We start from the raw sequence: 18,987 nt of genomic DNA, 5'->3' as shown, positions 1-18,987 counted from the left end.
AGGAAGTGCACCTGTATGCGGGCAGGCAGTACCGCACCACGGTCATCTGCCGCTCGATGGACAAGCCGGCCAGCATCGTGGGCTTCAAGGTCGGCAAGGCCCTGGTCGATGAGATCGACACGCTGAAGAAGAAGAAGGCCCACGAGGCCTGGCGAAAGATCATCGCCCGCCTGCGCGTGAAGGCTCCTGGCCTGCAGAACGGTATCGACGTGACGACCACCCCCGAGGGGTTCAACTTCGTCTACGAGCAGTTTGAGCAGATCCCCGGGAGCGACCCGAAGAAGGCCGCGCTATACGGCAAGGTTCACGCCAGCACCTACGACAACGAGGCCTTCCTCCCCGAGGACTACATCGAATCCCTGTTCGAGACGTACCCGGAGCAGCTGGTGCTGGCGTACATCCGGGGGCTGTTCGTGAACCTGACCACGGGGTCGGTCTACGGTGTCTTCAGCCGAAAGCTCAACGGCACGATGGCCACGGTCGCCGAGGACGAGCCGCTGCACGTTGGCATGGACTTCAACGTGATGAACATGACCGGGATCGTGTGCGTGATCCGCGGCGACCAGCCGCTGGCACTGGAGGAGCTGACCGGGATTCGTGACACGCCGGCCATGATCCAGGCGCTGAAAGATCGTTTCCCCGACCGGCGCATCACCGTCTACCCCGATGCCAGCGGCGGCAGCGCGCACACGAACAACGCCAGCGTCTCCGACCTGGGGCTGCTGCGCGCCGCTGGCTTCACCGTCCGCGTGCCGGCGGCCAACCCCCGCATCCGCGCGCGCGTGGTCAGCGTGAACGCCATGCTCTGCAACGCCAAGGGCAAGCGCCGGCTGCTGGTGAACACATACGGCTGCCCGAAGCTGACCGAGGCGCTGGAGAAGCAGGCCTACGACGACAACGGCATGCCGGACAAGACGACCGGCTTCGACCATGGCCCTGACGCCCTGGGCTACTTCATCCACACCAGGTTCCCGGCCGTGGCCAGCGCTCGCGACCGCCCATCCGTTGAACGGAGCGCCCCCCTGGTGCCCCATACCCGCAGATGGCTGGAATCCCGGCCCGATGACGACAACGACGTCGCTGCCCGTAGGAGAAACAACCTGTGACGCCCGAGACCAATGAATTCGCCTTCGCCGATGCGCTGGACGCTGACGCGATGGCCGAGCAGGAACGGGCGGCCGAGGCCAACCGGATCCTGGAGGAAGAGGCGGACGCAACCGCCTGGCTCAAGCGCATCGAAGAGGCCCGGGAATTCGACAAGGCCGCGCGCAAGGGCTACGCACTGGATCGGCGCTACTGCGAGGACCGGGTAGACCCGGAGGTGTACGACGTGTCTGTGCCGATCGCCGGCACCTACGTGAACATCCTGACCGGCTTCCTCTACGCCCGCAACCCTGAAACCAGCGTGCAGCCGGCAGAGAGCGCCGGGCCCAGCCGAATCGATGACGCGAAGATGTTGTCGCGCACTCTCGAGATCGTGATCGCCAACCTGTGGAAGAAGGGCAAGCTGAAGGCTGCGGCGGACCAGATGGTGCGCTCTGGCCTGACCATCGGCATCGGCTGGCTGAAGGCTGCCTGGCACCGAGAGACCGAGCGCGACCCGGCCACCGAGCAGCAGATCACCACCGTGCGCGGGCAGATCGCCCAGCTGCAGGCAACCGAGCGCCAGCTGGCAGAGGGCGACGCCCCGAACCCCGACGAGCTGCGCGCGCGCTACGAGCAGCAGCTGGCCGGCCTGGAAGCGAGCGTCGAGCAGGTCATCTACAGCGGGCTGTGCATCGACTTCGTGCGCGGCGAGGACATGCAGGTGGCCATCTCCACCCCGTGCCTCAAGGACTACACCGGCAGCCCGTGGAACGCGCAACGCATCTTCCGCCCGCTGGACAAGGCCAAGGCCGAGTACCCCGAGGTCGCCGACCGCCTGAACAGCGCGACCCTGTTCTACAACGTGCGCCAGTCGGACACGGAGAAGCGCTCCGGTAGCGTCTCGGACGTAGACGCCGACGCCTACTCCAGCAGCGGCAGCCCGCGGACGGCCAACGAGAGCAGCGGCGCGAACGTCTGCATCTGGGAGCTGTGGAACCGCGAGACCGGCCAGGTGCTGACGCTGGCCGTGGGCCTCAAGCGCTATCTGCGTGCGCCGTTCACCCCGGACCAGAAGTCCACCCGGTTCTACCCGTACTTCCAGTGGGCGCCGCTGTGGGTTGATGGCCGCCGGCATCCGCAGTCGCTGGTGGACCGCTCGCGCTCGCTGCTGGACGAGTACAACCGCACCCGCACCAACTACCGTGAACACCGGAAGCGCGCCATCCCGAAGCTGGGCTTCGACAACGGCGCGGTGGATGTCGATGAGGCCAACAAGATGAAGGGCGGCGCCATCGGCGAGATGGTGGGCCTGAACCTCAACGGGGCTTCCCCCAACACCGTCCTCTTCCCGATCCAGTACAACCAGATCGACCCGGCGCTCTACGACACGGCCACCATCCGCTCCGAGCTGGAGCTGATCTGGGGCATCCAGGAGGCGCTGTCGTCCACGATCACCGTGGCCAAGACCGCCACCGAGGCTGGCATCCAGCAGCAGGGCACCGAGTCGCGCATCGGCTACGCTCGCGACACCCTGGACGAGATGCTCAGCGAGCTGTCGGCATACACCGCTGAGGTGTCGATGTCGCCCAACGGCCTGACGCATGAGGACGTGGTGGCCATCGCCGGCCCCGAGGCCTTCTGGGTCAACACCGAAGAGCTGGGCCTGATGGATTCCTTGGTGGCGGTGGACATCCGCGCTGGATCGTCGGGCAAGCCGGCCACGGCCATGAAGCAACAGCAGTGGTCGGTGCTGCTCCCGCAGCTGCAGCAGGCGGTGGTGCAGATCGGCCAGATGCGCGGCTCAAGCCCGCAGGACATCGCCGACAGCCTTGAGCAGCTGGTGGTGGAAACCATCAAGCGCACCGGCGACACCGGCATCGACCCGTACTCGATCATCCCGCAGGCGCCGCCGCCTGCACCTGTCGTGCCAGGCATGCCCGGCGCACCTGGCCCCGATGGCCTGCCGCTGCCTGCGGCGAACGATCCCGCCGCCCTGGCGATGCAAGACCCCGGCATGCAGCTGCCGCCCGAAATGCTGCCGCCCCAACTCCCCGCCGCCTAAACGAGGACCACCATGGACCCGAACGCCGAAACCCAGCAGGCCGCCGCGCCTGCGCCCGACACCGACCAGACCGTACCCGATCAGGTCGAGACCCCGTCCACCGACAAGCTGGATGCCTTCGCCGCTGGTGTGGAGGAAGCTCGCGCGCAGGAAGCTGACCAGCCCGTAACCGTTGTCCCGCCTGATGCTCCGGTTGATCCGGCCGTGGTGGTGGAAGGCGAGGGTGGCGAGCCTGCTACAGCAGCAGCGCCGGCCGCCGGTGCCGATCCCGCTGCTGCTGCAGCCCAGGACCCCGCCGCCGCTGCCCAGCCGGCTCAGGGCAAGACCGTGGACGAGGAGATCAAGGACCTCGGCATCACCAACGAGCGCACGCAGAAGCGCTTCCGAGAGCTGTCCGAACGTGCCAGCGAGGCCGACTCGCTCCGGGGCCGAGCCGAGAAGGTGAGCGACTGGGAGCAGACCATTCAGTCCACCGGCACCAACCCGCAGCAGTTCGGCGCCACGCTGCTGTACCTGACCGACATCAACTCGGGCGACCCGGTACGCATGAACCGCGCCTACGAGACGATGGAGGCCGAGCTGAAGTTCCTGGGCGAGAAGCTGGGCCGGGAAGCGCCGGGCTTCGATCCGCTGGCCGCGCACCCGGACCTCGCCGAGAAGGTGAAGACCGGCGACCTGGACCGGGCGGCAGCGGTCGAGCTGGTCCAGCACCGCCAGCGCGGCGTGCTGCAGCAGGAACACCAGCAGAACCAGCATCGCGCCACCCAGTCGGAGCAGGCCGAACAGCAGGGCCTGCAGGCGGTCGCTGAGCTGGGCAACCAGCTGCGCACCGCAGATCCGCAGTTCCAGCAGAAGTTCGCCTACCTCGCGCCGACGGTGGAGATCATCCAGGCGACGATGCCGCCGGCGCAGTGGGCCGCTGCCATCCAGCAGGCCTATCAGCGCCTGCCTGCGCTCCCTGCTGCAGCACCAGCGGTCGCCGCGCGCCCGAACAACCCGGCCCGCGCCAGCGCCGCCCCGGCAGTGCCGGCCACCCCGAAGAACCCGGCCGACGCCTTCTCCTTCGGCGTGGCGGAAGCACAGGCGCAGGGCCGATGAGCTGGCCGGTGCCGTCGAAGCTGGCGCGGCAGATCCACGCAATCCTGATAGTCCACTACGGGATGTGGGGCTGATCCGTTGCACATGGGTGGGCTGCTGGGATTCTGGCCGCTCACCAACGCGGCCACGGCGACCAGTGGCAAGTGACCCTGCGGGGTCTGGAGAATCCCATGTTCAACGAGACCAACGTTCCGCCGCCCGAATTCCGCGTCCGCACTGTGGTGCGTCACGTGGTCACGCGGTACTGCCACCCGTACACGCATAGCCAAGGTTATCCGGGCCACTGCGGAGGAAGCACTGTTGTGTGTGAGGTTTCCAGCGAGCAGGGCGCCTACGATATCGCCGAGGCGATGGCCAAGGCGGAAAGCGCCACCGTACAGCGCGATTGATCGACCGACAGGGACCCATGAGACCCCGCTCCGGCGGGGTTTTTCATGTCCGTTGACAGTCCCGACCCCTCGCGCATAGTCGCCCCATCGGCAGATGCCGACACCGCGTGTGACGTAAGCCGGGTTCGCCACCGGTAGTGCTGAAAGAGGGTTCGCACTCCTCGAGCGCGGAAAGACCAAAGGCCCCACGGGCCTCCTCTCTTTCCCTTCGAGGCTACAACCATGTCCTTGACCACTGCCCAGATGCTGGCCGGTGCCAATCGTCAGATGGAGTCGTACGCGACCAACGACCCCATCGACCAGTTCTCCACCGAACGCCCGTTCGCTTCCTGGCTGATCGCCAACAAGAAGGAATCGACCTTCGGCAACGGCATCTTCAACGAGAAGGTGCGGATCGGTAACGACTCCAACTACCAGAACTACACCGGCGACGACCAGGTCACCTACAACCGGAAGGACACCGTCCGGAAGGCGCCGTTCCAGCACTACGAAGCGCACGACGGCTTCACGCTGAACGAGACCGAGCTGGCCAACAACGGGATCATCCTGACCGACGACAAGAACGCGGTCATGTCGGACGCCGAGAAGATCCAGATCGTCAACCTGCTCGATGAAAACTGGGCGGCGCTGAAGGATGGCTTCCAGGAAAACTGGGACATCGAGGTCCACCTCGACGGCTCGACCAACCCGAAGGCCGTTCCCGGCTTGGACGCGCTGGTCAGCACCACCCCGAACGTGGGCGTGATCGGCGGCATCGACGCGGCCACCTCGCCGTACTGGCGCAACTTCGCCGACATGGGCATCAGCACTGCCACCGCCGGCAACCTGATCACCCACATGGAAACCCTGTGGCGCCAGACCATCACCTACGGCAAGTTGGGCATGCCCAATGCCATCTTCGTGGGTGCGGCGATGTACGACGCCATCCAGGCTGACGCCCTGAAGGTGATGTCGCGCCAGATCACCATCGGCGCCAACGCCACCGGCGGCATCACGCTGGACCCGTCCACCAAGGCGCTGTCGTTCAAGGGCGTGCCGGTCGTGTGGGATCCGTCCTTCGAGGCGATCGACGCCCGCCTGGGTGCGATCACCTACCCGTGGACCAAGCGCGGCTACTTCCTCAACAGCAAGGCCATCACGCTGCGCCCGGTGCAGGGCCGCTGGATGGTCAAGCGCACCCCGCCGCGGGTGTACGACCGCTACACGCACTACTTCGGGCAGACGGCCGATTACGGCCTGACCACGAAGAAGCGCAACAGCAACGCGGTCTTCTCGATCGCCTGACCCCTATCAGCCGGCGGGGCAGCCCCTCGCCGGCGGGAGACCTGAAATGCCCAACATCAAGAAGATCGTTGTCCCGGCCACCGTCAGCGCAGGCGCTGTCGTGGCGCTGGACGTCACCCCGCTACTCGGTGGCCAGGGCCGTGAGGGCCTGCTGTTCGGCCCTGCCGGCGGCCTCGGCACCGGCGTTGTGCAACTGCAGGGCGCCCCGGACGTGAACGGCGTGGCCGGCACCTTCGTGACGCTGCAGACCCTCACCTCCGCGACCACCTTCCCGGTGGAAATCCCGGACCTGCCCGACTACATCCGGGCCAACGTCACCACCGCGCCGGCGGCGGCCACCGAGCTGACGCTCGAAGGAGTCCAGTAATGGCCAAGACCCTCACCACCCTGACCTTCGTGCTGCTGCTGATCGATCGCGATGCGAGCACGAAGATCCCGGTCGAAGTGCCGGACTACGAGCAGTCGATCCTGGAAGAGATCTACGGCGAGGACCTGGTGTTCGAACACAGCTCGCGCGAGGTCGAGGTCGAAGATTTCGACGTGCAGAAGGCCTTCGACGGCCTGGTCTCGAAGTACCAGACCACGGCCGAGGGTGACCGCGCTCGCAAGGTGCTGTTCCCGAAGCTGCGTGACCTGGAAAAGCGCCTGGGCATCAAGGCCGGCGAAGAGGGCAAGAAGGCCAGCAAGACGGTCAGCACCGCCCCCGCAGCGGATCAGCCGAGCCTGCTGGACGGCACGGTCGATGACATCACTGCCGGCCTGGCCAGTCTGTCCGACGAAGAGCTGGACGCCCTCGAGCAGGACGAAGCGGGCGGCAAGGATCGCAAGGGCGTGCACAGCGCCATCGAGGCCGAGCGCACCTCGCGCGCAGCCAACCAGTAATCCCCCGCTGGCGGCGAGGGTGGCGGCCGGCCGGGGTGACCTGGTCGGCCGTCTTTTCATCGGGAACGAAAATGGCAGATCCCATCAGCTACAACTGCGAGTGCGACGACGACTATCCCCGGACCACGCTGGTGGAGATGCGTAAGCGTCTGCTGCGTCGCCTGGGCTTCGCCGCGCAGGCAAACAACCCGCCACCCGGCATGGCCGACCTGCTCAACGACTTCATCACCAGCGCGCAGGAGCTGCTGTTCCGACGCTTTTCTGTGTTGCGTCGCGAGCGCTTCTACACCTGGAACCTGGTGCCCGGAACGCGCTTCTACGACCTCGACGCCAACGCGGATGAGTGCGCCAAGAAGCTGGACCCGCGCATGATCAGCTGGGCCGGCCTGTCGCAGGGCGACGGCAACTGGCGGCCCCTGTACGCCGGTATCGATCCGGTGATGTATACCTCGCGCGGCCCGGGCATCCCGAGCCACTACGACGTCCGCCAGTGCATCGAGCTGTGGCCAGCCCCTGCGGACGCAACGTGGCAGCTTCGAATCAAGGGTCAGTTCGGCCTGATGCCGCTGGTGGCCGACGGCGACTTCACGACGGTGGACTCGGAGGCGGTCTTCCTGCTGGCCCTGGCCAACGCCAAGGCGCACTACGGGCAGCCCGACGCTGGCAACTACGCATCGCAGCTGTCGTCCTACGTCCGCGACTTGGTTCGCGGCGATCACCAGACGCGACGCTACTTCCCGGGCGCGTCCGACCCGCGCAACGCTGTCCGCCCCGTGCCTGTTGGTGGCTGGCCGGAGGATATGCCGTGAAGCAGGTATCCCTTTCGGCGGTAAAGGCCGGTATCACGCGTCTGCGCTCCAAGGGCGGTGCGTCGCAGGACTCGGTTTACGACCTGGTCAATGGCTACGTCACGGCCGCGCGCACCATCAAATCGCGCCCCGGCACGCGCATTGCCCACGTTCTGCCCGCGGGCACGAAGGGGCTGGTCTTCTTCCAGGGCAAGTTCGTCGTCTTCGCCAATCAGGTCACGCCATCGGGCTCACCTGACGTGGAAATCGAGGTGCTGCGCCACCCAACGGTGCCGGGCGCGCCGATCAAGGAAATCCACTTCTCGATGCCGTTTCTGGGCTACCTGTACGTGGTGGCCGAGTTCGACGGCGCATCGGATCCGACCTACGTCCACTTCTGGCTGGAGAAGGGCGAGGTCTGGCAGCCCAACAAGACCTATTTCCCCGGCGCGCTGGTCAGGCCAACCACGGGCAACGGCCTGGCCTATCGCCTGGAGGGCGACATCTCCAAGTACCTGCCATGGGCTCCGAACGTCGCGCGCGCCGTCGGCGACGTTGTGGTGCCCACGATCGACAACGGCTTCAAATACACCGTCACCGAGACCACGGGCGCGTCTGCGCGCTCCGGCACCACCGAGCCGACATGGCCGACCAACGCTGGCGAGACGGTCTATGAGGACGCAAACATCCAGAACGCTCTCGGGTCGAACACCACGACCACGCCGACGCTACCGCCGGATGTGAAGGATCGCTACGGGAAGGGGAGTAGCTGATGGCCGCCGTCCCAACCTGGCAACCTGGCACCCTCTACCAGCCGGGCGACATCGTCCAGCCGGTGACCGCTCCGCCGGCAACCGCCGCGCAGGTCGTGAACGGCGACTTCTCGGCCGGCAACACCAACTGGGATTTCACCGGCGGCGCGGAATTCGTCACCACCGGCGGCTACAGCAACAACGGCCCGTGCGTCCGGATGCCGGGCAACGTCGCCGACGGCCTGGCGCTCAACCGCACGCAGTTGGTGGTGCCTAGCACCGGCAGCACGTTCGACGCGTCGGCAATGATCCAGCAGGGCGCCGCGATTGCTGGTGCCACGCGGGGCTGGGTTGAGGTCCGCTGGTACGACACCAACAACCTGTTTCTCTCCAGCGAGCGCGGCAACGTCGTCAGCGACGGCAGCGGCGGTGCCTGGCACCAGTCCAAGGTCACGGCCACGCGGCCGGCTGGTGCTGCCTACGCGCGCGCGGGGATCGCGCTTTTTTCGGTTGCAGACCACAGCCATTACACCTTCGGCGACAACTTGGTGGTCTCCGGTACGTTCGCCGGGCTGCCGGACGGGCTGGTCTACAAGGCCGTGCAGCCGGAGTCTGGTTTCTCCGACAGCGACGAGCCGGCGTGGCCTCCGATCTTGGGTCAGCAGGTCATCGACAATGAGGTGATCTGGGAAGCGGTGGCCTCCACCCGCGTGACCTGGGAAGCGTCGCCGATCTACGTCAGCGGCGCGGTCGAGCCGGTATGGCCGACCGACATCGGTGGGTTCGTGCGCGATGGGACCATCGACTGGAAGACGGTTTCTCGCCGTGTCGAGGACACCAACTGCCCCGACTCGAAGATCGTTGTCATCGCGGCCAGCAAGGTATTCGCCGGGGACGACGACATCGTGCGCTACAGCGCCACCGTCAACCCGCTGGACTGGACCACCGCCGACGACGCTGGCTATCTGCCGACGGGCTTGCAGAACTACGGCGCCAACCCGGTGGCTGCCATGGGCCTCTACCGCGGCTACATCGTGGTCTTCAACGCCGAAGGCTTCCAGCTCTGGCAGGTGGATGAGGACCCGGCCAGCATGGCGCTGGTCGATGCGCTGCCGCTCGGCAGCACGGAGCATCACACCCTGGCTCCCGTTGCAAATGACCTGCTCTTCGCGTCTCCGCAGGGGATCAGGTCTCTTGGCGTCGCGGCAAGCTCGACCAACTACCAGGCGGGCGACGTTGGCGTGCCAATTGACCCCCTGTTCGACGTAGCGCAGAAGGTCGTGAAGAGCTACGGGAAGGTGATGCGCAGCACCTATCAGCCCAGCCGTGGGCAATATCTGATCGCCTTCCCCAACTACCCGCCACCGGTGCTGAGTGTCTTCGGGGAGCTGCCGCAGGCGGGCTGTGGCGATCAGGTCGACTACACCTACCTGATCGCCGGGGGCATGCCGCCGTACAAGGCACAGATCGTGGACGGGGCGCTGCCGGCGGGCCTGGCCATGAACATCAGCGGCCGGGTCACGGGCGAGATTGCCAGCGGTGGCGACGCCTTCTGGACCGTGCGAGTCACCGATCGGCAGGGCGACGTGGTCGAAAAGACCGAAACGCGCACCGGGAGCACCGGATTCTTCAAGTTACTGACGACCCGGTTGTATCCCGTCGAAATGCCGGCCGAATCCGTGTCGCTCGTCTCGGACGTGATCTCCGGCACGCTCCGCAACATCTTCCACGGCTATGAATTGCCGCCCGAGGCGGTTTCGCTGGCGTCTGCGGTGGAGGCGGGGACGCTGCGCAGCCTGCTGCAGACGGTGTCCACGACCGAGAGCATCGCGCTCTCCAGCGGCGTCGAAGCCGGCACGCTCCGCAACGCCCTGCGGGCCTACAGCATGAACCCGGAGGCGGTGCAGCTTTCTTCTGCCGTTGAAGCCGGAACCCTGAAACAAACCCTGATCACCACCACCATGGCGCCCGAAGCAATCGGGCTGTCTTCAAGTGTCGTAGGAGGCACCCTGACATGAGCGACAACACTCTGACGGCCCATTCGGGCTACGCGGGCTGGTTCAAAATCGAGGCACTGCGCGTCGATGAGGATGGGGTTGAGGTTCCCGGCAGCCGTCGAATCGCCGCCGACTGGTTCCCGAACCTGATTACCAATGCCGGCCTCGACTTCCTCGGTACCACCGGCGCCACGCTGGTCTACGGCTTCTGCCGTGTCGGTTCCGGCAACACCACGCCATCGGCGACGGACACTGCGTTGGTAACTCCTGTGGCAGTGAGCAGCACTGCGCAGGCAACTGCCAACGGCGTGAACCGTTCTGGCGCTTTCTATGCCTGGCGGCGACAGACCACCCGGTTTGCCGCAGGCGCCGCTGCGGGCACCCTAGCAGAGGTCGGTGTGTCGCCGGCCGGCACCGGTGCCTTGTTCAGCCGCGCGCTCATCCTCGACGGCGGCGGCAACCCGACCACCATCACCGTGCTGTCCGATGAGGTGCTGGACGTCACCTACGAGCTGCGGCTGTACCCGACGCTTGCTGATGCCACCGGCACAGTCACCATCGCCGCGGTTAGTTACAACTGGATCGCTCGGCCCCTGATCGAAGCCGGCTACGACTTCTCCTGGAAGGACAACGTCGGCTACGGGGTCATGCCGCGGACCAGCAACGGCAGTTCGCTCAGCCCCAGCGTTGCCTCCAATCTCCCCGCGCAGAGCGCGACGTTGGTCGACGGGATCTCGGCTGGTGCGCTGACCGCTCTTGCCTATGTGGCTGGGACCTATGCGCGGTCCTTCAGGTTCGACTCCGGCTTGAACGATGCGAACGTATCGGGAGGGATCGGTTGTTTCTTCGCCACCGGTGATCCGACGGCAGTGCAGGGGATGTTCGGTGTGTGGGCGTGGGGCTTGACGCCCAAGCTGCCGAAGACCGCGCAGACCGTGGCCACCTTCACCATCCGCATGAGCTGGGGGCGCTACACGCCATGATCCCGTCGGGCGGTCTCTCCAATCCTGCGCAGCCGGCCGAGTTCATCGAGAAGGTGAATTCGACGCTGGATCCACTCATCGACTACGAGATGGGCGGGATCGCGCTGAATGATGCATCCCTCGGGCTGTGGGTTCGCCAGTGGCGCGTGCGCGTCGATGGCGATGTGGTGTATCTGGGGCCTGAAGGCGGCGACGAGCAGAACGCCTTCAACCGCCCCGGCATCACCGAGGTCTCGCTGGCCTTCGACCAGAACATGCAGCCGGTGATCGCCTTCGTGCAGGCCGGCGAGGCCTGGCTATGGTGGTTCGATAGCTCGGTGCCGGGCATGGTGTTCACCCAGTTCGCAGAGATGATCAACCCGCGGCTCACGCTGGACGACAAGCGCCCCGGGCAGGTGGGTAGCTCCGACGTCATCCTGGCCTACCTGCGCGCCGGGTCGCTGTATTACCGGCAGCAGCGGGATCGGTACCAGGTGGAGACGCTGCTCAGCAGCACGCCGCCCTGCGGTGGACTGGCCTGCATCGCCATGACCACCGGCAACCGCCTGCAGTTCGCCTTCGGAGGTGCCTGATGGAAACCACCGTCTTCGTCTACACCATGACGCAAACCAACCAGGTAGGGGCGTGGTCAAAGTATGTGCTGCCGTTCGAGGTGGACGGATGGTGCATCGCTGGCGATAGCCTTTATGTGCGATCGGGCGACAACATCCACGTTTTCAACGATGAAGAGGTCGGGGATGAGGTAAGCGTCGGTTCGATCAAGCTGTTTGAAGGCATGATCCAGTGGGCGTGGCTGGATTTTGGGCAGCCTGGCGTAACGAAAAGCCTTTATGGCTTCGATATCGTCGGTCTCGGAGACGTGGCTGTGTCTTTCGGCTACGACCAGAGCAATGGCGGCTATTTCACCGATCCGTACACCGTCCCGGCCGATACCGTGCCTGGAATGGTCATCCCGATGCCTCTTTCTGCCCCCTCGTACTCGGTCCGGCTGACCTACGACGGCACTCAGGATTGGCAGTGGAACGCTTTCAGCCTGTACCTGCAGGATCTGCGGGGTATGGCGTGATTCCGTTGAACGACATGGCCGAGCGTGAAGAATCTGCGCATGCAGACCGCCCGATTGCCCTCAAATGTCATCCCGTGTCGGCCGGTGCACCTGATTGCGCTGGCCGAGTGCATGCGCGAGACCGAACAGGCTCAGCTACTGGCCGTGATGGGCACGCCAGCCTACGACCCGGACACCGCAGCGCACTGGCTGGTGAACACCTGGGCGCAGTCGGCGCCCTTCGCGCTCACGGTGGTGGGTCGGGATGGCATGCCGGCCGCTGCCGGCGGCTTCCACCCGGTAGCCCCGGGCGTCTGGCAGTCCTGGATGGTCGGATCGGAACAGGGCTGGGCCGAAGAGTGGCGCGCGATGACCAAGGCGACGCGCTGGCTGATCGATCGGCTGCTGGAGACGCAGGCGCACCGCGTGCAGACCAGCGCCACCACCAACAGAGAGAAGGCCATCGAGTGGTTCGAACGCTCGCTGGGCATGCGGCCCGAGGGTGTCTCGCGCGGCTACGGACTCAGGGGCGAGGACATCGCCCACTTTTCAAGAATGCGGGGTGAATGATGGGCGGCGGAAGCAATGGCTCGGCCACGAAGGCGGCGCAGGAGGAATCCTGGCGCCAGAACAACATCAACCAGGCCGTCAACCAGATCAACGCCATCTACGGCGGAGCGTCGCGGCAGGCGGACATCAACGACTTCCTCGGGGCGTCGCGGTCTTTCTACACCAACGAGCTGGAGAAGCAGAAGGGCGTGGCCGATCGGAGCCTGAAGTTCGCCATGGCGCGCAACGGGCTCACCGGCGGCACGGCGTCGATCGATGCCAACCGCACCTTGGGTGAGAACTACCAGTCCGGCATCCTGAGCGCCGACAGGCTCGCCCAGCAGGCTGCGGCTGACCTGCGCACGGCCGACGACAACTCGCGCATGAACCTGATCTCGCAGGCCAGTACCGGCATGGGCCTCACCAGCGGCGCGCAGCAGGCCGCACAGGCCATGCAGGCCAACCTGCAGGGCAGCCGCGGGGCGATGAAGGCCGATGCCCTGGGCGACGTGTTCGGCGGCCTGGCCAACGTCTACACCAACAGCAAGAACATGGCCGAGGAGCGCCGCGGCAACCGCGCCTACGGCCTGACATACCAGCCTGGGTTCGGCGCTGGCGCGGCGGGTGGCCGATGAGCCTGAACACCCCCGTTGCCGTGCTGGACGCGATGATGGCGCCGGTCAGCAATCCTTCGCTGGCCGACATCTGCCGGCTGCAGGACGCCATCGCCCAGCTGCCGCAGCACGAGTTCGTCGTGGAACACACGTTTCTGCCGGGCCAATACCTGCGCAAGCTGCTGATGCCGGCCGGGACGCTGGTTGTGGGCAAGCGCCACCGGCACCGGCACGCGCTGATCGTCACCGGCCACGTCACCGTGCGCACCGAGGCCGGAATGGTTGAGCTGCATGGGACGCACATCATTGACTCGCTGCCCGGCATGAAGCGGGCCATCTACGCGCACGCCGACAGCGTGTTGATCACCACCCACCTGACCGATGAGACCGACCTGGCCAAGATCGAGGCCTACGTGATCATGCCGGACGATGCGGCGTTGGAAATTGAAGGGGAAACGAAATGACCTGGATCGCAACTGCCATCGCCCTCATTGGCGCCGGAACGACTTATTACAACGGCGAACAGACCGCGAAGCGCCAAGACAACCAGATGGCGCGGCAGATCCAGCAGCGCTCCGAGCGCCAGCAGGAGGCCGACAAAGAGGTGATGGACACGGTCGCGGACCGGGCCGCCAACAACGGTGACGCCGCGCGCTCTTCGATGCTGGACCAGTACATGAACCAGGTGCGCGCCGCGCAGGGTTCGGCCACCACGGGTTTGCGGCAGGTCGGCGGCGTGTCCGACGCCTACCGCAAGTCGGCCAACGACGCGGCGCTGGGCATCAGCGACTATGCCGGCGACACTGCCAGCCTGATGAGCCGAATCGACGCGCCAATGCGCCAGCGGCAGGGCGAGGCGCAGCAGAACGCGCAACTCAGCACGGCGCTTGGCCTGATCGGCAATCGGTCTGCGAGCGACGACTTCCTGTCGAATTTGAGGTTGCAGGGCATTCGACGGAACGCAGGCCTGGACGCCTTCGCGCAGGTCGCGAGCGCGTACGCAGGCGCTGCAGGTGGCGGCGGGGGCGGCGATACCACCTCCAGCTTGTCGGGCCAGGCAAACGGCATCACTGCCGCCAACAACAGCCAGATCTTCAACAACTCCCAGAAGCGTTGGGGCTACTGACATGGCAGACCTCTTGAGCGTATTGCAGGCGAACAACCAGCCGCCGCGCGGCTGGGCCTCTGTCGGCCAGGCGCTGGCCGGGTTCAGTGGTGCAGGGCGCGAAGACGCCTACAACCGCGGCATGGCCAAGGCGGCACAGCTCGACCAGCTGGTGCAGACGGCGCGCTTCAGCCGGGAGAAGGCGATGGAAGCCGAGGACGCGCGCAAGGGGCGCGGCGGCTTCGCGCCGGCGGCGATCGCTGCTGGCATCCCCGAAGCACAGGCCGGGCTGTTGTCCAGTGCCTTTGCTGCGGGCTACGACCCGACCAAGCTCAGCGGCTATCTGGGCGCGACCCAGGAGCAGGGGTTCCGCGGCGGCGCAGTTGAGCGCGCGCTCGCTGGCGACTTCGGCGGCGGCAACGCCTACCTGATGGGCGTGGCCAACGGCCCGGTCGAGCTCGCCTCGGTGCAGGGCCAGAATCTGATCAACAACCGTTTGCTGGAGGGCGGCGGCGGCATCAGCACCACGGAGCAGGGCCGCGCCGGCATGGCCGCTGACGCTGCGCGTGCTGCAGCCAGCTACGCCAGCGCCAACAGCTCGAACGCCTCTGCTGCGCGCACCCGGCAGGCTATGTCGCTGGATCGCGCGGACACGATGGGCGGCGGCGGCGGCCGCAGCGGCATGAAGGCGCCGAGCGGCTACCGCTGGACCAGCGATGGACGCCTCGAGGCAATCCCCGGCGGCCCGGCCGACAAGGGCGATGCTGGCGGCGGAAAAGTGACCGGCGACGAGCTGAAGCAGGCCTTCGCCGGCAAGCAGATGGCGGAAGACGCCTACGACTTCGCAGCGGCCTACCTGGGCAAGACGCCGGAAGCAGTGCGGCAGATGAGCGCGGAGGACATCCGCAAGCAGATCAAGGAGGGTGGACGCCTCACTGCCGGTCCGGTCCTCGGCCGGCTTCCGGGCATGAGTGCCTTGGCCAATGCAGACCTGGACGCGTACACCAGCTCCGCGGCTGGCCGGCAGGCTCGCATCAACAACCCAACCGGCCCGGTCACCGACGCGGACTTCAAGGCCGCAGAGCGGTCAGTCTTCAGCTCCACCAAGCCCTCCGGCGTGAATGCAGACCTCGTGTATCGAGCGCTGATGCGTGGCGCCGGGCAGCAGCAGAACGCCGCCGGGCAGGCGCGGCCGGCCGAAGTACGGCCCACCACCGGGCAGGCCCCGGCCATCGGAAGCACTCGCGGCGGTTACCGGTACATGGGCGGTAACCCGTCGGATCGCAGCAGCTGGGAGAAGCTTTGATGGCATTGCCTTGGGAGGAATACCAGCAGGCCCAAGGGCCAAACGCGCCGGCCGGCGCGGCGACCGCGCTCGCTCGCGGCCAGCGTGCGGCCGGGAATATCGACCTGACGAAGCGGCCGGTGGTGCGTAATCCGGACGGATCGATCTCCACTGTTCGCTCCATCTCCGCAAACTTCGACGGGAACGAAGTGCTCATCCCGACCGTATCGGACGATGGCAAGATCCTGAGCGACGACGATGCCATCGCCGCCTACCAGCGCACTGGACGGAACCTCGGCGTCTTCGACACTCCCGAGAATGCGACCGCATACGCCGAGAGCCTGCACAACCAGCAGGCGGATATGTACGCGGATGGGCCGTGGACCGAGTACCAGGACCAGTCGATCCCCACGCTCAGCACGGTAAGCGCGCTGCCCCCGGACTTCTCCGGGGTGACCTCAACGGTAGACAGCACGGCCAGCGGCCGGCAGGCGGACGGCTGGATGGCCGGACCGCTGCGCGATGCCATGTTTGGCGCGCGCTCGGTGCTGCAGGGCGGAGGCAGCTTGATCGGAGCGCTGGGTGGCGACGCCCTCGGCGCGCTGGAGACCAAGATCACCGGGCGGCCGGTGGCCAGCTTCCGGGACAACGCCGCGCGCCTGGCTGACGCACTCGGCCTGCCCCAGGCGCAGACTGCCGGTGACCGCATCTATGGCGACATCGGCGAGGCCTTGACCGGTACCGCCCTGACCATGGGGGCGGGCGGTGCGCTCAACGCGGGACGGACTGTAGCGCCTACGCTCGCCCGCGCCGCGCCGGCGCCGCAGATCACCGCAGGCTTGGGGCAGCGCGCAGGCGAGTTCCTCGCCGCCCAGCCTGGGCTGCAGGTTGCCAGCACGATCTCCGGTTCCGGCGCATCTTCAGCGGCTCGCGAGTCCGGGGCGGGTACGGGCGGTCAGCTCGCGGCGGCACTGGCCGGTGGACTTGCACCTTCCGCCTTGGCAGCCGGCGTCCCAATGACGCTCCGCGGCGCCATCCGCGGCGGTGAGGCAAACCGGCAGAATCTGTCCCAGGCGATCGATGACTTTGCCGTGCTGGGTGCCACGCCGTCTGTGGGGCAGGGCACCGGGTCGTGGTCGCGGCAGGGGGCGGAAACCTTGCTCGGCGCAGGCCCGACGAGTGCCGGCGTGATGAACCGATTCGCAGAGCGCCAAGCCGAGGCCATCGGCGCCGGCCTGCAGCAGCAGGCAGACGGCCTTTTCCGCAATCCGAGCGCTGAGCGCGCCGGCCGCGCGATCGAGCAGGGCATCCGCGGGGATGGCGGGTTTATCCGCACCAGCCGCGAGCGAGCCAACCAGCTCTACAACCGCCTCGATGAGCTGCTGCCGCAGGATGAGCGCGTGGGCATCGACAACGTCCGCACGGCGCTGGCAGGCTTGAACGAAGAGATCCCCGGCGCGCCGAGCGTCTCGCGATTCTTCCAGAACGCGCGCCTCGAAGGCATCGAGAGCGCCCTGTCCAAGGACGCCGGCGGCATCGAAGGCGTGCTGTCCCGCCCGGGCATGCGCGCCCAGGTCGACCAGATGCGAGCGGACCTCACCGAGCAGGCGGCACTGCGGCGCGCCGAGCTGGCCCAGGAAACGAACCAGCAGCGGCAGGGCTTGGTGGCAGAGGCCGGGCAGCAGCGCGAGTCGCTGCTGGCAGACCAGGAACGTCTGCGCGAGAGGATGGGCAGCATGATCGAGAGCCGCCGCGCCCAGCTGTATCAGGAGGCCGACGAGCTGGAACTGCAACTCCGTGCGCAGCAGCAGGCCGCGATCGCCGAGAACCGGCAGCGGGGCATGTTCCCCGAAACCAGTAACTCGCTGGTCCCCGTCATTTCCGACGAGGAAATCGCCCGTCAGGTTCCCACACGGCAGAGCATCGATGCCCGGCTCCCCAGCCAGGCCGACATTGAGGCGCAGATGATGTCGCGCGCCGACCTCGATGCGCAGGTGATGTCGCCGCAGGCCATCGAACAGCGGCTGACGCCGGAAACTGCGATCAACCAGCAGAATTTCGGCAGCGATTACGTCGAGAAGCAGATCAACGACTACCTGACGAGCCAGGTCGATGGGAAGCTGCCCTACGAGGCGCTGCGCAAGCTGCGCACGCTGGTGGGCGGTGAGCTGGAGAACACGTCGCTGGTGTCGGACGTGCCGCGCAGCAAGTGGAAGGCCGTCTATGCGGCGCTGAGCCAGGATATGGAGGCGGCTGCAACGACGCCGGAGGCCAAACGGGCTCTGGACCGCGCCAACCGGTACTTCAACGCGCGCGCGACGCGAATTGACGACATCGACCGCGTGATCGACCGCAACGGCGGCCCGGAGAAGATCTATCAGGCCGTCATGGGCGGCGTGAAGGACGGTGGGTCAACGCTGCGCTCGGTCATGCAGTCGCTGCCGGAAGAGGGCCAGAAAGCCGTCACCGCAGCCGCGCTACGCCGTATGGGCCTGGCCAACCCCGGAGCGCAGGACGCCGCCGGCGAGACTTTCAGCGCGGCCACGTTCCTGACCAACTGGAATAAGGCCAGCCCGGAGGCCCGCCGCGCACTGTTCGACCGCTACGGCCCTGGCTTCAGCAGCGACCTCGACAAGGTTGCCAAGGTGGCAGAGCGGATCAAGGAAGGTGGCCAGGCCATTGCGAACCCTTCGGGCACCGCGCGGCAGGGGGCGCAGTTTGCCTACTGGGGAGGCCTGCTTGGTTCCATTTTCAGCGGGAATCTGGGGACCGCGGGGTTGATCGGCGCGGGCGGCGCGGGCGCGAACCTGCTTGCGCGGGCCGTGACGAACCCCAGGATCGTTAAGTGGATGGCGCGAAACACCGAGACACCTGTTGGCGCGATTCCGGCGCAGATCAATGTCCTGAAGCGGATCGGCGCAGAAAATGACGATCAGGATGCGGTTGAACTCGCCAACGCTCTATCCGAGCAGCTCAATCAGGGAAGCGATCAACAAAATGGGCAGTGAGACAACGATCAGGCCGAGAAAGCCGAGCAAAGCTCGAACATAGACTCGGTCCTGCCACGT

At 66.5% G+C, this 18,987-nt stretch carries 19 protein-coding genes; all 19 read left to right on the top strand.

The features are described from left to right. The coding region (locus RTO53_RS08185) for a terminase family protein (RefSeq protein WP_312237320.1) at window positions 1-1,106 on the top strand (1,106 nt) is incomplete at its 5' end. After that, complete coding sequence (locus tag RTO53_RS08180; RefSeq protein ID WP_312237319.1) at window positions 1,103-3,148, top strand: hypothetical protein; 2,046 nt, start codon at window positions 1,103-1,105, stop codon at window positions 3,146-3,148. The genes RTO53_RS08185 and RTO53_RS08180, both read left to right, overlap by 4 nt. A gap of 12 nt (window positions 3,149-3,160) precedes the next feature. Then, entirely contained in the window at window positions 3,161-4,246 is a 1,086-nt protein-coding gene (locus RTO53_RS08175) for a hypothetical protein (protein WP_312237318.1), read from the top strand. Window positions 4,247-4,416: 170 nt separating this feature from the next. Continuing rightward, window positions 4,417-4,635, top strand: a complete 219-nt coding sequence (locus RTO53_RS08170; RefSeq protein WP_312237317.1) for a hypothetical protein — start codon at window positions 4,417-4,419, stop codon at window positions 4,633-4,635. 222 nt (window positions 4,636-4,857) lie between these two features. Next, complete coding sequence (locus RTO53_RS08165) at window positions 4,858-5,919, top strand: phage major capsid protein (RefSeq protein ID WP_312237316.1); 1,062 nt, start codon at window positions 4,858-4,860, stop codon at window positions 5,917-5,919. A 46-nt stretch (window positions 5,920-5,965) separates the two neighbouring features. Next, window positions 5,966-6,286, top strand: coding sequence for a hypothetical protein (locus RTO53_RS08160; protein ID WP_312237315.1), 321 nt, complete (start codon window positions 5,966-5,968; stop codon window positions 6,284-6,286). Continuing rightward, entirely contained in the window at window positions 6,286-6,801 is a 516-nt protein-coding gene (locus RTO53_RS08155) for a hypothetical protein (RefSeq protein ID WP_312237314.1), read from the top strand. The genes RTO53_RS08160 and RTO53_RS08155 overlap by 1 nt, the downstream gene beginning before the upstream one ends. Before the next feature lie 71 nt (window positions 6,802-6,872). After that, entirely contained in the window at window positions 6,873-7,610 is a 738-nt protein-coding gene (locus RTO53_RS08150; RefSeq protein ID WP_312237313.1) for a hypothetical protein, read from the top strand. Beyond that, complete coding sequence (locus RTO53_RS08145; RefSeq protein WP_312237312.1) at window positions 7,607-8,362, top strand: hypothetical protein; 756 nt, start codon at window positions 7,607-7,609, stop codon at window positions 8,360-8,362. The genes RTO53_RS08150 and RTO53_RS08145 overlap by 4 nt, the downstream gene beginning before the upstream one ends. Next, window positions 8,362-10,359 carry a hypothetical protein gene (locus RTO53_RS08140; RefSeq protein WP_312237311.1) on the top strand — a complete coding sequence of 666 codons (1,998 nt, stop codon included), beginning with the start codon at window positions 8,362-8,364 and terminating at the stop codon, window positions 10,357-10,359. Before RTO53_RS08145 ends, RTO53_RS08140 begins: the two co-directional genes overlap by 1 nt. Beyond that, window positions 10,356-11,321 carry a hypothetical protein gene (locus tag RTO53_RS08135; RefSeq protein WP_312237310.1) on the top strand — a complete coding sequence of 322 codons (966 nt, stop codon included), beginning with the start codon at window positions 10,356-10,358 and terminating at the stop codon, window positions 11,319-11,321. Before RTO53_RS08140 ends, RTO53_RS08135 begins: the two co-directional genes overlap by 4 nt. Continuing rightward, window positions 11,318-11,893 carry a hypothetical protein gene (locus tag RTO53_RS08130; protein ID WP_312237309.1) on the top strand — a complete coding sequence of 192 codons (576 nt, stop codon included), beginning with the start codon at window positions 11,318-11,320 and terminating at the stop codon, window positions 11,891-11,893. The genes RTO53_RS08135 and RTO53_RS08130 overlap by 4 nt, the downstream gene beginning before the upstream one ends. Further along, the gene (locus tag RTO53_RS08125; protein ID WP_312237308.1) at window positions 11,893-12,387 is read left to right on the top strand and encodes a hypothetical protein; all 495 of its coding nucleotides are present in this window, start codon (window positions 11,893-11,895) and stop codon (window positions 12,385-12,387) included. The genes RTO53_RS08130 and RTO53_RS08125 overlap by 1 nt, the downstream gene beginning before the upstream one ends. Before the next feature lie 39 nt (window positions 12,388-12,426). Continuing rightward, the gene (locus RTO53_RS08120; RefSeq protein WP_312237307.1) at window positions 12,427-12,936 is read left to right on the top strand and encodes a hypothetical protein; all 510 of its coding nucleotides are present in this window, start codon (window positions 12,427-12,429) and stop codon (window positions 12,934-12,936) included. After that, complete coding sequence (locus RTO53_RS08115; protein ID WP_312237306.1) at window positions 12,933-13,550, top strand: hypothetical protein; 618 nt, start codon at window positions 12,933-12,935, stop codon at window positions 13,548-13,550. The genes RTO53_RS08120 and RTO53_RS08115 overlap by 4 nt, the downstream gene beginning before the upstream one ends. A 35-nt stretch (window positions 13,551-13,585) precedes the next feature. After that, entirely contained in the window at window positions 13,586-13,993 is a 408-nt protein-coding gene (locus tag RTO53_RS08110; RefSeq protein WP_312237305.1) for a hypothetical protein, read from the top strand. After that, window positions 13,990-14,655, top strand: coding sequence for a hypothetical protein (locus RTO53_RS08105; RefSeq protein ID WP_312237304.1), 666 nt, complete (start codon window positions 13,990-13,992; stop codon window positions 14,653-14,655). Before RTO53_RS08110 ends, RTO53_RS08105 begins: the two co-directional genes overlap by 4 nt. A gap of 1 nt (window position 14,656) precedes the next feature. After that, entirely contained in the window at window positions 14,657-15,940 is a 1,284-nt protein-coding gene (locus tag RTO53_RS08100) for a hypothetical protein (protein ID WP_312237303.1), read from the top strand. After that, the gene (locus tag RTO53_RS08095) at window positions 15,940-18,927 is read left to right on the top strand and encodes a hypothetical protein (RefSeq protein WP_312237302.1); all 2,988 of its coding nucleotides are present in this window, start codon (window positions 15,940-15,942) and stop codon (window positions 18,925-18,927) included. The genes RTO53_RS08100 and RTO53_RS08095 overlap by 1 nt, the downstream gene beginning before the upstream one ends. Window positions 18,928-18,987 lie beyond the last annotated feature (60 nt).

It is taken from the genome of Stenotrophomonas sp., from assembly GCF_031995405.1.
Classification (GTDB): domain Bacteria; phylum Pseudomonadota; class Gammaproteobacteria; order Xanthomonadales; family Xanthomonadaceae; genus Stenotrophomonas.
The sequence above is the reverse complement of the archived record's forward strand: the minus strand, read 5'-3'. Positions and strand labels throughout refer to the sequence as shown.

Excerpts from the sequence above, each read along its gene's own strand:
- RTO53_RS08175 (WP_312237318.1), top strand. The coding sequence starts at position 3,161 with ATGGACCCGAACGCCGAAACCCAGCAGGCCGCCGCGCCTGCGCCCGAC.
- RTO53_RS08170 (WP_312237317.1), top strand. The coding sequence starts at position 4,417 with ATGTTCAACGAGACCAACGTTCCGCCGCCCGAATTCCGCGTCCGCACT.
- RTO53_RS08165 (WP_312237316.1), top strand. The coding sequence starts at position 4,858 with ATGTCCTTGACCACTGCCCAGATGCTGGCCGGTGCCAATCGTCAGATG.
- RTO53_RS08160 (WP_312237315.1), top strand. The coding sequence starts at position 5,966 with ATGCCCAACATCAAGAAGATCGTTGTCCCGGCCACCGTCAGCGCAGGC.
- RTO53_RS08155 (WP_312237314.1), top strand. The coding sequence starts at position 6,286 with ATGGCCAAGACCCTCACCACCCTGACCTTCGTGCTGCTGCTGATCGAT.
- RTO53_RS08150 (WP_312237313.1), top strand. The coding sequence starts at position 6,873 with ATGGCAGATCCCATCAGCTACAACTGCGAGTGCGACGACGACTATCCC.
- RTO53_RS08140 (WP_312237311.1), top strand. The coding sequence starts at position 8,362 with ATGGCCGCCGTCCCAACCTGGCAACCTGGCACCCTCTACCAGCCGGGC.
- RTO53_RS08135 (WP_312237310.1), top strand. The coding sequence starts at position 10,356 with ATGAGCGACAACACTCTGACGGCCCATTCGGGCTACGCGGGCTGGTTC.
- RTO53_RS08130 (WP_312237309.1), top strand. The coding sequence starts at position 11,318 with ATGATCCCGTCGGGCGGTCTCTCCAATCCTGCGCAGCCGGCCGAGTTC.
- RTO53_RS08125 (WP_312237308.1), top strand. The coding sequence starts at position 11,893 with ATGGAAACCACCGTCTTCGTCTACACCATGACGCAAACCAACCAGGTA.
- RTO53_RS08120 (WP_312237307.1), top strand. The coding sequence starts at position 12,427 with ATGCAGACCGCCCGATTGCCCTCAAATGTCATCCCGTGTCGGCCGGTG.
- RTO53_RS08115 (WP_312237306.1), top strand. The coding sequence starts at position 12,933 with ATGATGGGCGGCGGAAGCAATGGCTCGGCCACGAAGGCGGCGCAGGAG.
- RTO53_RS08110 (WP_312237305.1), top strand. The coding sequence starts at position 13,586 with ATGGCGCCGGTCAGCAATCCTTCGCTGGCCGACATCTGCCGGCTGCAG.
- RTO53_RS08105 (WP_312237304.1), top strand. The coding sequence starts at position 13,990 with ATGACCTGGATCGCAACTGCCATCGCCCTCATTGGCGCCGGAACGACT.
- RTO53_RS08100 (WP_312237303.1), top strand. The coding sequence starts at position 14,657 with ATGGCAGACCTCTTGAGCGTATTGCAGGCGAACAACCAGCCGCCGCGC.
- RTO53_RS08095 (WP_312237302.1), top strand. The coding sequence starts at position 15,940 with ATGGCATTGCCTTGGGAGGAATACCAGCAGGCCCAAGGGCCAAACGCG.